The organism is Kosakonia sp. SMBL-WEM22, from assembly GCF_014490785.1.
Classification (GTDB): domain Bacteria; phylum Pseudomonadota; class Gammaproteobacteria; order Enterobacterales; family Enterobacteriaceae; genus Kosakonia.
On record NZ_CP051488.1, the window covers coordinates 893,475 to 908,504 of the forward strand.

A 15,030-nucleotide genomic window follows, 5' to 3' on the forward strand; every position below is an offset into this window, starting at 1 on the left:
CAGACATAGCGTGAAAAAAAGCAAAGCCACTCTTTTTTTATTTATAGGAATCAGTAAGTTGAAAATCAATGAGACAATAAAGAAATCAATTAACTGAAACTGGCATACTCACCAGGTAAATTTATTGGATTGTAGCGTAAAAAAAGAGATTTTCGCAGTCTTGCGCGGCCCTTATTAGTGCGTATGATAGCGTCACTGGAGTTGTGAGTTTGTCTTAGCGCCATTAACCCCAGGAATCCCTACATGCGTATCGAAGAAGATTTGAAGTTAGGTTTCAAAGACGTTCTTATCCGCCCTAAACGTTCCACTCTCAAAAGCCGTTCCGACGTTGAACTGGAGCGCGAATTCACTTTCAAGCACTCAGGAATGCGCTGGTCTGGCGTACCGGTTATCGCTGCCAATATGGATACCGTAGGGACTTTCTCTATGGCGAAAGCGCTGGCCTCGTTCGATATCCTGACTGCCGTACACAAGCACTACTCGGTTGAAGAGTGGCGAGGTTTTGTGCAGGCGCAGGCCGACTCCGTGCTGCGCCATGTAATGGTATCAACCGGCACATCCGATGCTGATTTCGAAAAAACCAAACAGATCCTCGCACTGCACCCGTCCCTTAATTTTGTCTGCATCGACGTTGCTAATGGCTACTCCGAACACTTCGTGCAGTTTTTGGCGAAGGCGCGTGAAGCCTGGCCGGACAAAACCATCTGTGCGGGCAACGTAGTGACTGGCGAAATGTGCGAAGAGCTGATCCTCTCCGGCGCAGATATCGTCAAAGTGGGCATTGGCCCTGGCTCTGTCTGCACGACGCGCGTAAAAACCGGCGTCGGTTATCCGCAGCTCTCTGCGGTTATTGAGTGTGCCGATGCGGCGCACGGCCTCGGCGGCCAGATCGTTAGCGACGGCGGTTGCACCGTGCCGGGCGACGTTGCTAAAGCGTTTGGCGGCGGCGCAGACTTCGTGATGCTTGGCGGTATGCTGGCAGGTCATGAAGAGAGCGGCGGCACGCTGATGGAAGAGAACGGCGAGAAGTTCATGCTTTTCTACGGCATGAGTTCTGAGTCCGCAATGAATCGTCACGTTGGTGGCGTGGCAGGCTACCGTGCCGCTGAAGGCAAAACCGTCAAGCTTCCGCTGCGTGGCCCAGTTGAGAACACCGCGCGCGATATCCTCGGGGGTTTACGCTCCGCCTGCACTTATGTGGGTGCCTCTCGTCTGAAAGAGCTGACCAAACGCACCACCTTTATTCGCGTTCAGGAACAGGAAAACCGCGTTTTCAATAGCCTCTGATCCGCTGGCGGTAAATGCGGCTTGACGTGTTGTACCGCCATCAGCCTGTGCCGCCCATCGCATCACCAAGATGAAAGATGGGTAGGTACATCGCCACCACCAGCACACCAATAATAACCCCTGTTGCTATCAGCATCAGCGGTTCCAGCACTGCCGCCAGCCCGTCGGCCTGGCGCTGCGTCTGTTCACTGTAGTACTGCGCCAGATTATCCAGCATGCTGTCGAGCGCGCCGGAGAGTTCCCCGGTTCGCACCAGCTGTATGCAGAGCGGCGGAAACTCGCCGCTCGCTTTTAACGCGGCAAATATTGGCGCACCCTCAGTAATCTCCCGCTGCGCCCGCACTAACAGATCTCGCCAGTAGGGGCAGACCACCGTCTCGGTCACGCTCTCCAGCCCCTGTAAAAAAGCGATACCGGCACGCTGGGTCAGCGACAGGACGGTAAAGATCTGGCTCAGGCGCTGCCCGCGCACCAGCGGCCCGATAACCGGGCTGGCAAGGAGCAACCGCTGACACGCATGGAGCCAGTTGTCGTTATTACGTAGCCGTAACAGCGCTGCGCCTGCCAGCACGCTAACCAGCATTAAAGGCAGCGCGCACTGTTTGATTATCCCGGCCCCCGCAATTACCCCGCGCGTTAATGCTGGCAGCGGCGTATTGAAAGTCTGGTAGATGGCGGCGAACTCCGGCAGCACCAGGTAGATCATCGCCAGCACCACCGCCGCAGTCAGGGACAGAATAATCAGTGGGTAGCGCAGCGCTTTTTTCACCTTTAGCTTCAGTTCATGCTGCGCTTTTTGTTGTGCAGCCAGCCTGAAGCAGCACTCGTCCAGCTTGCCGGTGAGTTCACCGGTGCGGATCATCGCCTGCCAGAGCGGCGGAAAGACCTCCGGCCACTGACGCAGCGCCGCAGAGAAGGTTTCTCCTTCTTCGAGTGCCGCTGACAGGCTGTGCAGCAGTGCCTGCCACTGCCTGGCTGGATGCTGCTCCGCCATCAGCTGCAACCCTTCCGGCAGCGTCAGCCCGGCCTGAAGCAAGGTGGCAAGCTGGTTTAGCAGCGGCGTACTCTGCTCAGGGCTCCAGAGGCGAGCGCGCACCGGCCGACGTTTCAGCGACAGCGGATGGCATTGTTGCTGTAGCAGGCACAATACCGCCGCTGCGCGGCTTTCACTCCAGAGCAGCCCCGCTTGCAGTTCACCGTTATCATTCAGCCCCGACCATTGCCAGAGTTGCTTACTCGCCATGCGGGTAACCCAATATCCGTACCAGCTCCTCGAAGGTGGTCAGCCCCTCTTCAACCGCCTGGCAGCCATGGTGAAACAGCGTTGTCATACCCTCTTCACGCGCGCACTGCTCAATCTCGTTCACGCTCATGCCGCTGGCAATCGCCTGGCGTATTGGCGGCGTGATGTTGAGGATCTCAAACAACGCTACCCGACCATAAAAACCGTGATAACAGGCTTCGCACCCCTGCGCGCGCCAGCGTGGCAGCGGGCGTGGCCAGACGTTATTCGGCAGAGGAATACTCTCCGTCGCCAGTTTTCGGCAGTGGGGACAGAGTTTACGCACCAGCCTTTGGGCAACCACCAATGAGAGTGCTGAAGAGATCATCCAGCGCGCCACGCCCATCTGCTCAATCCGCACCAGCGTTTCGCTGGTGGAGTTGGTATGCAGCGTCGACAGCACTAAATGGCCCGTCTGCGCGGCCTTAATGGCAATCTCGGCAGTTTCGCCATCGCGGATCTCACCCACCATAATGACGTCGGGATCCTGGCGCAGCAGGGCGCGCAGCACGCTCTGAAAGGTAAGCCCGGCGCGCGGGGCAATCTGCGTTTGATTCAGACCGGCAAGCGGGATCTCTACCGGATCCTCCACGCTGCAGATATTAACCTCTGGTTTATTGCGCGCCTGCAACGCGCTATAGAGCGTGACGGTTTTTCCGCTGCCCGTAGGACCGGTCACCAGCAGTAAACCCTGCGGCTGCGCCAGTGCGGCGTTGAACTGCACAAGCTGCGCCTCGGTCATGCCGAGCGCGGGCAGCGCCAGCGCCTGGTTTACCTGGTGCAGCAGCCGTAGTACCACTTTTTCGCCGTGGCGGCAGGGCAGTGTGGCAATACGAAATGACACCGGCTGATCGGTAAGGGTAACGGTAAACTGCCCATCCTGCGGCAACCGCCGCTCGGCGATATCCAGATTGCCCATCACTTTTAACCGCGCGGTCAGGGTATCGGAGAGTGTACAGGGCAGGGGCGACAGAGGATGCAGTACGCCATCCACCCGCAGGCGAATCACGTAGTGCATCTCGCCCGGCTCGAAATGGATATCCGATGCGCGGAGCATCAGCGCTTGCTGCAGCGTATGGTTGATAATCTCTACCGCCGAAACGCTCTCTTCGCTGAGAGAGCCATGCGTGGCGGGTAGCGCCTGCGCGGTGAGTTGTTGATGCTTTTCCATTTCATCCTGCGTCCAGCAGCGAATATCAACGCGCTGTTGGGCAACGAAGCTGAGTGATTCCATTAGTTCCATGCTTGGGCTGCCGACCACAGCAATGACCAGCGCTTCATTATCTTTGCTCAACAATGCTGCGTTGTGGCGTCGGCACAGCGCCTCCAGTTTGTTCTCTTTCATCAGATCTCCTTATCGACCGGTACGGAAAACGTCTTCGCACGCCTGCTGCAGCGAGCTATCTGCCTCGGTATTACAGCTGCGCATCCAGCCCTGAATGCCATTGGCACTGCTCCACTGTGGCGTCATCACTACGCTTAAACCGTTAAGACTCTCCTGCCCGGAGAGCGAAACCACGCCTTTGGCAACGCTGAGCGCGGCGACATAACGCGTCGTCGTCGGCGCAGGAATGCCATTGCTGCTGGCATCGCAGTTATCGATGCCACCGCGCTCCAGTGCGCAGAGCTCAACGGCGGTACGATAGGGGATAAACGTTTGCAGCATGTCGGTGAGCGCGGCTTTGCGCAGGTAGTTCTGGTAGGCGGGAATGCCAATGGCGCTCAGAATGGCAACGATGCCAATCACCACCATTAGCTCAATGAGGGTAAATCCTTGTTGTCTGTTCATAGATGGCTCCTTATGCAGAGCCGTTACTGTGCCAGGCAGATATACGCGGGGCGAGCGGCAAAAGAGCAGCCCGGAAAGCGGATTCCGGCTTTTTTATTTCATTTGCACAACGGAACAGTTTTGCTGCGAGATAAGCCGCAAAAAACGGGCCATCGGCCCGCAAGATTGGCAGAAAATTAGCTAAAGCGCATCGAGAGATCGAGGGCGTGAACGTGCTTTGTCAGCGCGCCAACAGAGATGTAATCGACGCCGGTTTGCGCAAATTCGCGCAGCGTTTGCTCGGTAACATTGCCGGAGACTTCCAGTTTTGCCTGGCCATTGGCCCGTTTTACCGCTTCGCGCATCTGTTCGGGTACAAAGTTATCCAGCATGATGATATCCGCCCCTGCCTTCAGCGCATCGTCGAACTCTTCCAGCGTTTCGACTTCAACCTCGACCGGCACATCGGGATGCAGCCAGAAAGCCTTCTCCACCGCCTGACGCACCGAACCTGCGGCGATAATGTGGTTCTCTTTGATCAGAAATGCATCGGAAAGCCCGAGACGGTGGTTCGCGCCGCCGCCGCAGAGCACCGCATATTTCAGCGCCGTGCGCAGGCCGGGCAGAGTTTTGCGCGTATCAAGCAGTTGTGTTTTGGTGCCCTCAAGCAGAGCGACATAGCTGCGCACCGCGCTGGCGACGCCGGAGAGGGTCTGGACAAAATTGAGTGCCGTACGTTCACCGGTGAGCAGCACGCGTGAAGGGCCATCCAGCTCAAACAGCGGCTGATCGGCGTGCACCGTGTCGCCATCCGCCACGTGCCAGGTGAGCGTTACGTCGTCGCCCGCCAGCTGTATAAACACCTCTTCAACCCAGCGTTTACCGCAGAACACCCCCTCTTCACGGGTGATCACTACCGCATGGGAGCGATTCTCTGGCGGTAATAATTGCGCGGTAATGTCGTTGTTCGCATCGACTTCTCCACCCAGATCTTCACGCAATGCCAGTGCGACGGCAGCAGGAATATCCAGTTCGATGCGTTTGAGCAACACGTCACGGCGAAGATCGGGGTTATAGCGGCGAGGCGGCATGATAGGCTCCAAAAAGTGTAACGAATCACAAAGTTAGCGTTTGGTTGTGCAGCTCCGGCATTACGGGAGGCGGCCTAAGCATGCTACTCTGAAGCGTGTTTCAGCACCATCCTCTATAAGGAGTTCCTTATGCAGTTACGCAAGGGTTGGCTGGTAGAGGCGCGCCATGTGCCCTCTCCGCATTATGATTGCCGCCCGGACGATGAGTCGCCATCACTGTTAGTGGTACATAATATCAGCCTACCTCCCGGCAAATTTGGCGGTCCGTGGATTGACGCGCTCTTTACCGGCACGCTGGATCCCAGCGCCGATCCCTACTTTGCCGGCATTGCTCATCTTCGCGTTTCTGCGCACTGTCTGATTCGCCGCGACGGAGAAATAGTGCAATATGTGCCTTTCGATAAGCGCGCCTGGCATGCGGGCGTCTCCTCTTATCAGGGGCGCGAGCGCTGCAACGATTTCTCAATCGGTATTGAGCTTGAGGGAACGGACGATCTGGCGTATACCGACGCGCAGTACCGCCAACTGGCGGCGGTAACAGGAACGGTAATTGAGCTCTACCCGGCGATTGCCGACAATATGACCGGACACAGCGATATCGCGCCTGAACGTAAGACCGACCCCGGCCCTGCGTTTGACTGGGGCAAATTTCGCGCCCTGGTCGCCGCGTTGTCAGAAAAGGAGAAGCCATGACGTTATTCACCATGCTGCTGGTGCTGGCAGCGGAGCGGCTGTTTAAACTGGGAGAGCACTGGCAACTGGACCACCGGCTGGAGGTGCTGTTCCGGCGCATAAAGCGCTATTCGATGCCAGCAACGCTGTTAATGACGGCGGCAGCCATGCTGGTGACCTTCCTGATTCTGCGCGCGCTGTGGGGATTGTTTTTTAACGTCCCGTTACTGGTGGTGTGGATCCTCATTGGCCTGCTGTGCATCGGTGCGGGGAAGGTGCGGTTGCACTACCATGCCTATCTGAAAGCGGCGGCACGAAACGACAGCCACGCCCATACGGCAATGGCCAGCGAGCTGACGCTGATTCACGGTGTGCCGCCCGGTTGCGACGAGCGCGAGTTCCTGCGCGAACTGCAAAATGCGCTGCTGTGGATCAACTTCCGCTTCTACCTCGCGCCGCTCTTCTGGTTTGTGGTTGGCGGCCCCTGGGGGCCGGTATTGTTGGTTGGTTACGCCTTTTTACGCGCCTGGCAGTACTGGCTGGCGCGCTTCCAGACGCCGACAGAGCGCCAGCAATCGGGTATCGACGCCATTTTACATCTGCTCGATTGGGTGCCGGTGCGCCTTGCGGGCGTAGTCTATGCGCTGATCGGTCATGGTGAGAAAGCGCTGCCCGCCTGGTTTGCCTCGCTCGGCGATACCCATACTTCCCAATACCATGTGTTAACGCGGTTGGCGCAGTTCTCGCTGGCACGCGAGCCGCATCACGATAAGGTCGCCACGCCGAAAGCGGCGGTGTCGATGGCGAAGAAGACCTCGTTTGCCGTGGTCGTGGTGGTAGCGCTGCTGACGATTTACGGCACGCTGATGTAACCGCGTGCCGTCGGTTTACTGATTATCCGCCGCCGGGATGCCGAAGTCAGGCATCCCGTTTTCCTGCCAGCGAATCGTTTTCAGGCGCGTATGACGGTTGGGATCGTAGAGCGGGTCGCCCTCAATTTCGGTGTAGTTACGCGCGTGATACACCAACACATCTTCCCCCTCCGGTGTCTGCGTAAAGCTATTGTGTCCCGGTCCATACTGGCGGTTTTCATAACTGGTTTTAAACACCGGCTCCGGCGATTTATGCCAGTTTTGCGGCGCAAGCGGATTGGCGTCGAGATCGATCCACAGCAGCCCCATGCAGTAGTTCTCGTCCGTCGCGCTGGCGGAGTAGCTGATAAAGAGCTTATCTTCGTGAAACAGCACCGCCGGGCCTTCGTTAACCAGAAAGCCGCGGCACTCCCACTCATACTCCGGTTTGCTTAACATCACCGGCTCGCCTTTCAGCGTCCACGGATTCTCCATCTCAGCCAGATAGAGGTTGGAGTTGCCTGCTATATCCGGCGCTTTTTGCGCCCACAAATACCAGCGCTTACCCTGATGGACAAAAGTGGTGGCATCGAGCGCGAAGGTATCGAACGGGGTCTTAACCTGGCCTTTCTCAACCCACTCTCCGCTGAGCGGGTCGGCATCTGCGCACTCCAGCACAAACATACGGTGCTGGAACATATTCAGCTTATCGAGCGCTTTTGTGCCAGCGGCGGCAAAGTATAAATACCATTTGCCCTCAATATGGTGCAGCTCCGGTGCCCAGATGAGTTCGCTCATCGGCCCGCTTTGCGGCTTGCGCCACACCACCACGCCTTCTGCACTGCGCAGCCCGTCGATCGTTGCGGCGCGGCGGATCTCCAGGCGATCGTACTCTGGCACTGAAGCGACAAAGTAGTAGTGTTCCTCGTGGCGTAGAATAAACGGGTCTGCGCGCTGCTCAATAAAGGGATTCGGCCAGGTTTTCATTATGCATTCCTTACGTTTTTCGCCACCGGTGCGCTCTGGCTCTCGCTCAGTTCGTGGTAGTTAATGCGGCGTTTTTCCAGATCCGCCTGGATCTGTTTCATCAGTTCACGGTCAACTTTTAACAGACGCACCACGCCTGCGGTGATGAGATAACCGACGCCCGGGATCACTGTAAACAGCAACATAATACCGTTGATGGCACTGGCACTCTGCTGTTTAGCACCGGCGTCGTAGCCATACCATGAGAGCAGGAAGCCAACCATTGCGCCTGCGACCGCCAGCCCCACTTTCAGGAAGAAGAGGTTGCCGGAAAAACTGATGCCGGTAATACGTTTGCCGGTCTTCCACTCGCCATAGTCATCAACATCGGCCATCAGCGACCAGTGCAGCGGGGAGGGGATCTGGTGCAGGATGTTGAGCAGGAAGTAGAGCACGGCAATCATCACCGTTGCGCGCGGGTCGAGGAAGTAGAAGCCGCAGGAGAAAATCGCCAGCGCGATATTGGTCCAGAAGAAGACTTTCAGTTTGCACCAGCGGTCGGTCAGCACTTTTGCCAGCATGCTGCCGAACATCATGCCGACCACGCCAAGGCTGATAAACAGCGTGGCGAAGTGGGTGCTCTCCTGCATCACCCAGGTGACGTAGTACATGGTAGCGGCCATACGGATAAAGCCGGGGCAGACGTTGCACAGCGTCAGCAGCAGAATGCGTACCCACTGATCGTTCTTCCACACGTCTTTCAGATCTTTCTTCATGTCATCGTGCGTTGGCACCGCCGGGCGCACGCGCTCGCGCACTGTGGCAAAGCAGAACAGGAACATACACATGCCGATAAAGGCCAGCACCGTCATCGCCATTTGATAACCTTTGGCTTTATCCGCGCCGCCAAACCACTCTGCCATTGGCAGCAGCGTCAGCGACAGCAGCAGCGTCGCGATGCCGACCATCACAAAACGGTAAGACTGGCAGGCCACGCGCTCTTTCGGATCGTTGGTGATGACGCCGCCCAGTGAACAGTAGGGAATGTTAATGGCGGTATAGGTGAGCGAGAGCAGGAAGTAGGTGACAAAGGCATAGATAACTTTGCTGCTGTAGCTCCACTCCGGCGTGGTAAACATCAGCACGCTGAAGACCGCGTAAGGCACGGCAATCCACAGCAGCCATGGGCGAAACCGACCATATTTGCTCTGCGTACGGTCGGCTAGCGCGCCCATTAACGGGTCGGTAATAGCATCAATAACGCGAATCGACAGCAGCAGCACGCCGACCAGCGCGGGAGCCAGACCGAAGATGTCGGTATAAAAATAGTTAACAAACAGCATGATGGCGCCAAAGATGATATTGCATCCGGCATCGCCCATGCCATAACCAATCTTCTCTTTTACAGACAGTTTATTGGTGTCCATCGACGGGTCTCCCTCTGAGGTATGAGTTCGATTATTCGCCCGCAAATTTCTATTTGCGTAGCAGGATCACGCCGCAGAGATGGACAAAATGGCTACGTAAAGGAAAGTGTGAGGAAGGTAACATTGATTTAACAACCCTCTCCCGGACGGGAGAGGGGAGGGGAGAAGGTATTAGTGCGCTTTTACCGCTTTTGCATTTTTCTGCCGCACCAGGTAGCCGACGCCAAGGATGGCAATCCATACCGGGATGAGCCACACGGAGATCGCCATGCCCGGCGTCATCACCATGATAACCAGCACTGCCGCCATAAAGATCAGGCAGATCCAGTTCCCCAGCGGGTAGAAGAGCGCCGGGAAGCGCGGTTTCACGCCCTGTTGCTGCTTCGCACGACGAAAACGCATATGCGCGAGGCTGATCATCGCCCAGTTAATCACCAGCGCGGAGACCACCAGCGCCATCAGCAGCCCAAAGGCGGATTCCGGTGCGAGGTAGTTAATCAGCACGCAGAGCGCGGTGAAGAGTGCAGAGACGAGGATGGTATTGACCGGCACGCCGCGCTTGTCGGTTTTTTGCAGCATCTTCGGCGCGTTACCCTGTTTGGCCAGGCCAAACAGCATGCGGCTGTTGCAGTAAACGCAGCTGTTGTAGACCGACAGCGCCGCCGTCAGCACCACGATATTCAGCGCGTTAGCGACAAAGGAGTCGCCCAGTTCGTGGAAGATCAGTACAAACGGGCTGGTGTCAGCCGTTACGCGGGTCCACGGCAGCAGGGAGAGCAGCACCGCCAGCGAGCCGATATAGAAGATCAGAATGCGGTAGATAACCTGGTTGGTTGCTTTGGGAATACTCTGCTCCGGGTTATCCGCTTCCGCAGCGGTGATACCGACCAGTTCCAGTCCGCCGAAGGAGAACATGATGATCGCCATCATCATCACCAGACCGCCGATGCCGTGCGGCAGGAAGCCGCCCTGTTGCCATAAGTTGCGAACCGTCGCCTGCGGGCCTGCGCTGTCGCTAAACAGCAGCCAGCCGCCGAAGAGGATCATCGCCACCACGGCCACCACTTTGATAATGGCAAACCAGAACTCCATCTCGCCGAACACTTTTACGTTGGTCAGGTTAATGGCGTTGATAACAACAAAGAAGAGGGCAGCGGAAACCCATGTTGGGATCTCCGGCCACCAGAACTGAACATATTTACCGACCGCCGTCAGTTCAGCCATGGCGACCAGCACATAAAGCACCCAGTAGTTCCAGCCGGAGGCGAAGCCGGCAAAACTGCCCCAGTATTTATAGGCGAAATGGCTGAAGGAGCCGGCAACCGGCTCTTCTACCACCATCTCACCGAGCTGGCGCATAATCAGAAACGCGATAAAACCGGCAATGGCGTAGCCGAGAATAATGCCGGGGCCGGCCGACTGGATGACTGACGCGCTGCCCAGAAACAGCCCAGTCCCAATAGCACCGCCCAGCGCGATAAGCTGTATATGGCGGTTCTTAAGGCCGCGCTTTAGCTGATCGCCGTGCTGTTGACCTTCCATTATGAAACCTCGTGTGTGGTTATTATGGTTACGCGATATTACGCGCGTAAGGAATAAGTTCCATTTATATGTATTTTTTGCTTTACAGTGTAGAAAGGTGATTTTGACTAAAGGCCTTTCGCACGCTCCACAATAGTGGTAAGCGAACGGGAATGCATCTGCTTTATGATGCATCCATGACGAGCTGATGAAAAAAAGAGCGCCCGCAGTTAACCCTCTTACCCCCTCATTGAAAAATACCTCTCTTTTTATTCATTAAAAATGAATAAAAAATCATTAGATAATGAACTGAATCGCTTCACATTCATTAATTTGCGTTTTGGAAAAGTTAAAACTCACTCTTAAGGGGTAAACGAGTCATTTGCGTAAGGTTACATCTTTGAAACGCCATTTCTGTTTGGTTGTTAAAATGTGCGTGGTTTCCTGATTTCAATCAAAACCTGTATGGACAGAAGGTGAATACTTTGTTACTTTAGCGTCAACAATATGAAATTGGTAAGACCAATTTACTCCGGGCGAGTGGCAGAGACAGGGAACAATGGCCTACAGCAAAATCCGCCAACCTAAACTTTCCGATGTGATTGAGCAGCAGCTGGAGTTTTTGATTCTCGAGGGCACACTCCGTCCCGGCGAAAAGCTTCCTCCAGAGCGCGAACTGGCCAAACAGTTCGACGTTTCTCGTCCTTCACTGCGCGAGGCCATCCAGCGTCTCGAAGCGAAAGGCCTGCTTCTCCGTCGCCAGGGTGGCGGGACCTTTGTCCAAAGCAGTCTGTGGCAGAGCTTCAGCGATCCGCTGGTAGAGCTTCTGACCGATCATCCCGAATCCCAATTTGATCTTCTCGAAACGCGCCATGCACTGGAAGGCATTGCAGCTTATTACGCGGCGCTGCGCAGTACTGACGAAGATAAAGTGCGGATTGGTGAGCTGCACCGCGCCATTGAGCTGGCGCAACAGTCTGGCGATCTGGACGCCGAGTCCAGCGCGGTCGTGCAGTATCAAATCGCCGTAACGGAAGCGGCACATAATGTAGTCCTGCTTCATCTGCTACGCTGCATGGAGCCGATGCTGGCGCAGAACGTTCGTCAAAACTTCGAACTGCTCTACGCCCGCCGCGAGATGCTTCCGCTTGTCAGCAATCATCGTGCGAGTATTTTTGCCGCGATCATGGCTGGCGAACCGGAAGAGGCGCGTGAAGCGTCGCACCGCCATCTGGCGTTTATCGAAGAGATTTTGCTGGATCGCAGCCGTGAACAGAGTCGTCGTGAACGCTCTCTGCGTCGGCTGGAGCAGCGCAAGAATTAGAATTTTCTGGCGCTATTTGTGCCGGAAGAGTTGTAACAACAGCGCCAACTTTTAGAGCGCGGCAACTAAACGCAGAACCTGTCTTATTGCACTTTTACGAACCTTTACAGGCCGTCAGAGTGCAATGGGACAGGTTCCAGACAATCAACGATTAGATAGATAAGGAATACCCCCCATGTCAGAACGTTTACAAAATGACGTGGATCCGATCGAAACTCGCGACTGGCTACAGGCGATCGAATCGGTCATCCGTGAAGAAGGTGTTGAGCGTGCTCAGTATCTGATTGACCAGCTCCTTTCTGAAGCCCGCAAAGGCGGTGTGAAAGTGGCAGCTGGCACAGGGGCGAGCAACTACGTAAACACTATTGCCGTTGAAGATGAACCGGAATACCCGGGCAATCTGGAACTGGAACGCCGTATTCGTTCAGCTATCCGCTGGAACGCAATCATGACAGTTCTGCGTGCGTCTAAAAAAGACCTCGAGCTGGGCGGTCATATGGCCTCCTTCCAGTCTTCCGCAACCATTTACGAAGTCTGCTTTAACCACTTCTTCCGCGCTCGTAACGAGAAAGATGGCGGCGATCTGGTTTACTTCCAGGGCCACATCTCTCCGGGCGTGTACGCACGTGCATTTGTTGAAGGTCGTCTGACTGAAGAGCAGATGAACAACTTCCGTCAGGAAGTTCACGGTAAAGGCCTCTCCTCTTACCCGCACCCGAAACTGATGCCGGAATTCTGGCAGTTCCCGACCGTTTCCATGGGTCTGGGTCCGATTGGTGCCATCTATCAGGCGAAGTTCCTGAAATATCTGGAACACCGTGGTCTTAAAGATACCTCTGAACAGACCGTTTACGCCTTCCTCGGTGACGGTGAGATGGATGAGCCGGAATCCAAAGGTGCGATCACCATCGCTACCCGTGAGAAACTGGACAACCTCTGCTTCATCATCAACTGTAACCTGCAGCGTCTTGATGGCCCAGTCACCGGTAACGGCAAAATCGTCAACGAACTGGAAGGCATCTTCGCAGGTGCTGGCTGGAACGTAATCAAGGTGATGTGGGGTTCTCGTTGGGACGAGCTGCTGCGTAAAGACACCAGCGGTAAACTGATCCAGCTGATGAACGAAACCGTTGATGGCGACTACCAGACCTTCAAATCGAAAGATGGTGCGTACGTTCGCGAACACTTCTTCGGTAAATACCCGGAAACTGCCGCACTGGTTGCAGACTGGAGCGACGAGCAGATCTGGGCCCTGAACCGCGGTGGTCACGATCCGAAGAAAATCTACGCTGCACTGAAAAAAGCGCAGGAAACCAAAGGCAAAGCAACTGTCATCCTGGCCCATACCGTTAAAGGTTATGGCATGGGCGACACCGCCGAAGGTAAAAACATCGCCCACCAGGTGAAGAAAATGAACATGGACGGCGTGCGTTATATCCGCGACCGCTTCAATGTTCCGGTGACCGATGAGCAAGTTGAAAAACTCGCTTACGTCACCTTCGATGAAGGCTCTGAAGAGCACAAATACCTGCACGAACGTCGCCAGGCGCTGAAAGGCTATCTGCCGTCACGTCAGCCGAAATTCACCGAAAAACTGGATCTGCCGGCGCTGGAAGATTTCTCTCAACTGCTGGAAGAGCAGAACAAAGAGATCTCCACCACCATCGCCTTCGTTCGTGCCCTCAACGTGATGCTGAAGAACAAGTCGATCAAAGATCGCCTGGTTCCGATCATTGCCGACGAAGCGCGTACCTTCGGTATGGAAGGTCTGTTCCGTCAGATCGGTATCTACAGCCCGAACGGCCAGCAGTACACCCCGCAGGACCGTGAGCAGGTTGCTTACTACAAAGAAGACGAGAAAGGTCAGATCCTGCAGGAAGGTATCAACGAACTGGGTGCTGGCGCATCCTGGCTGGCGGCTGCGACCTCTTACAGCACCAACAACCTGCCGATGATTCCGTTCTACATCTACTACTCGATGTTCGGTTTCCAGCGTATCGGTGACCTGTGCTGGCAGGCAGGCGACCAGCAGGCGCGCGGCTTCCTGGTAGGCGGTACTTCTGGTCGTACGACTCTGAACGGTGAAGGTCTGCAGCACGAAGATGGCCACAGCCACATCCAGTCGCTGACTATCCCGAACTGTATCTCTTACGATCCGTCTTACGCTTACGAAGTTGCGGTCATCATGCATGACGGTCTGCAGCGCATGTACGGCGAGAAACAAGAGAACGTTTACTACTACATCACCACGCTGAACGAAAACTACCACATGCCGGCAATGCCGGAAGGTGCCGAGGAAGGTATCCGTAAAGGTATCTACAAACTCGAAACCGTTGCGGGTAACAAAGGTAAAGTTCAGCTGCTGGGCTCCGGTTCTATCCTGCGTCACGTTCGTGAAGCAGCGCAGATCCTGGCTAACGACTACGGCGTAGGTTCTGACGTTTATAGCGTCACCTCCTTCACCGAACTGGCGCGTGATGGCCAGGATTGTGAACGCTGGAACATGCTGCACCCGCTGGAAACTCCGCGCGTTCCGTACATCGCTCAGGTGATGAACGACGCTCCGGCTGTAGCATCTACTGACTATATGAAACTGTTCGCCGAACAGGTTCGTACTTATGTACCGGCTGATGATTACCGCGTACTGGGTACCGATGGCTTCGGTCGTTCCGACAGCCGTGAAAACCTGCGTCACCACTTCGAAGTTGATGCTTCTTACGTGGTGGTAGCAGCCCTGGGCGAACTGGCTAAACGTGGCGAAATCGACAAGAAAGTGGTGGCGGAAGCGATCACCAAATTCAACATCGATGCAGATAAAGTTAACCCGCGTCTGGCGTAAGA

At 55.6% G+C, this 15,030-nt stretch carries 12 protein-coding genes; 5 read left to right on the plus strand and 7 right to left on the minus strand.

Annotated features, from left to right (window positions below):
- Positions 1-243: 243 nt before the first annotated feature.
- Complete coding sequence (locus HF650_RS04275) at positions 244-1,287, plus strand: GMP reductase (protein WP_187801320.1); 1,044 nt, start codon at positions 244-246, stop codon at positions 1,285-1,287.
- Between the two features lie 40 nt (positions 1,288-1,327).
- Here the strand turns inward: HF650_RS04275 and hofC are convergent, their stop codons facing one another.
- The 4 genes from hofC to nadC form a co-directional block, all read right to left on the minus strand.
- Positions 1,328-2,530: a protein transport protein HofC gene (gene hofC, locus HF650_RS04280; RefSeq protein ID WP_187801321.1), complete on the minus strand. Its 1,203-nt coding sequence runs from the start codon at positions 2,528-2,530 to the stop codon at positions 1,328-1,330.
- The gene (gene gspE, locus HF650_RS04285; RefSeq protein WP_187801322.1) at positions 2,520-3,914 is read right to left on the minus strand and encodes a type II secretion system protein GspE; all 1,395 of its coding nucleotides are present in this window, start codon (positions 3,912-3,914) and stop codon (positions 2,520-2,522) included. Before gspE ends, hofC begins: the two co-directional genes overlap by 11 nt.
- Positions 3,915-3,923: 9 nt before the next feature.
- Positions 3,924-4,358, minus strand: coding sequence for a prepilin peptidase-dependent pilin (gene ppdD / locus HF650_RS04290; protein WP_187801323.1), 435 nt, complete (start codon positions 4,356-4,358; stop codon positions 3,924-3,926).
- 176 nt (positions 4,359-4,534) lie between these two features.
- A complete protein-coding gene (nadC, locus tag HF650_RS04295) occupies positions 4,535-5,428 on the minus strand; it encodes a carboxylating nicotinate-nucleotide diphosphorylase (protein WP_187801324.1) in 894 nt (297 codons plus the stop codon).
- 129 nt (positions 5,429-5,557) lie between these two features.
- Between nadC and ampD the strand changes: the two genes are divergently transcribed.
- Together ampD and ampE are read left to right on the plus strand one after the other, a co-directional pair.
- Positions 5,558-6,121, plus strand: coding sequence for a 1,6-anhydro-N-acetylmuramyl-L-alanine amidase AmpD (ampD, locus tag HF650_RS04300; RefSeq protein ID WP_187801325.1), 564 nt, complete (start codon positions 5,558-5,560; stop codon positions 6,119-6,121).
- Positions 6,118-6,972: a beta-lactamase regulator AmpE gene (gene ampE, locus HF650_RS04305; protein WP_187801326.1), complete on the plus strand. Its 855-nt coding sequence runs from the start codon at positions 6,118-6,120 to the stop codon at positions 6,970-6,972. The genes ampD and ampE overlap by 4 nt, the downstream gene beginning before the upstream one ends.
- Before the next feature lie 15 nt (positions 6,973-6,987).
- Here ampE and HF650_RS04310 read toward each other — a convergent pair whose 3' ends face one another.
- From HF650_RS04310 to aroP, 3 genes are all read right to left on the minus strand, one after another.
- On the minus strand, positions 6,988-7,938 hold the full coding sequence (locus tag HF650_RS04310) for a family 43 glycosylhydrolase (protein WP_187801327.1): 951 nt from the start codon (positions 7,936-7,938) through the stop codon (positions 6,988-6,990).
- A complete protein-coding gene (locus HF650_RS04315; RefSeq protein ID WP_187801328.1) occupies positions 7,938-9,344 on the minus strand; it encodes an MFS transporter in 1,407 nt (468 codons plus the stop codon). The genes HF650_RS04310 and HF650_RS04315 overlap by 1 nt, the downstream gene beginning before the upstream one ends.
- Before the next feature lie 171 nt (positions 9,345-9,515).
- Positions 9,516-10,889, minus strand: coding sequence for an aromatic amino acid transporter AroP (aroP, locus tag HF650_RS04320; protein ID WP_187802605.1), 1,374 nt, complete (start codon positions 10,887-10,889; stop codon positions 9,516-9,518).
- Between the two features lie 535 nt (positions 10,890-11,424).
- Between aroP and pdhR the strand changes: the two genes are divergently transcribed.
- The gene (pdhR, locus tag HF650_RS04325; RefSeq protein ID WP_187801329.1) at positions 11,425-12,189 is read left to right on the plus strand and encodes a pyruvate dehydrogenase complex transcriptional repressor PdhR; all 765 of its coding nucleotides are present in this window, start codon (positions 11,425-11,427) and stop codon (positions 12,187-12,189) included.
- Positions 12,190-12,364: 175 nt separating this feature from the next.
- Complete coding sequence (gene aceE / locus HF650_RS04330) at positions 12,365-15,028, plus strand: pyruvate dehydrogenase (acetyl-transferring), homodimeric type (RefSeq protein WP_187801330.1); 2,664 nt, start codon at positions 12,365-12,367, stop codon at positions 15,026-15,028.
- Positions 15,029-15,030 lie beyond the last annotated feature (2 nt).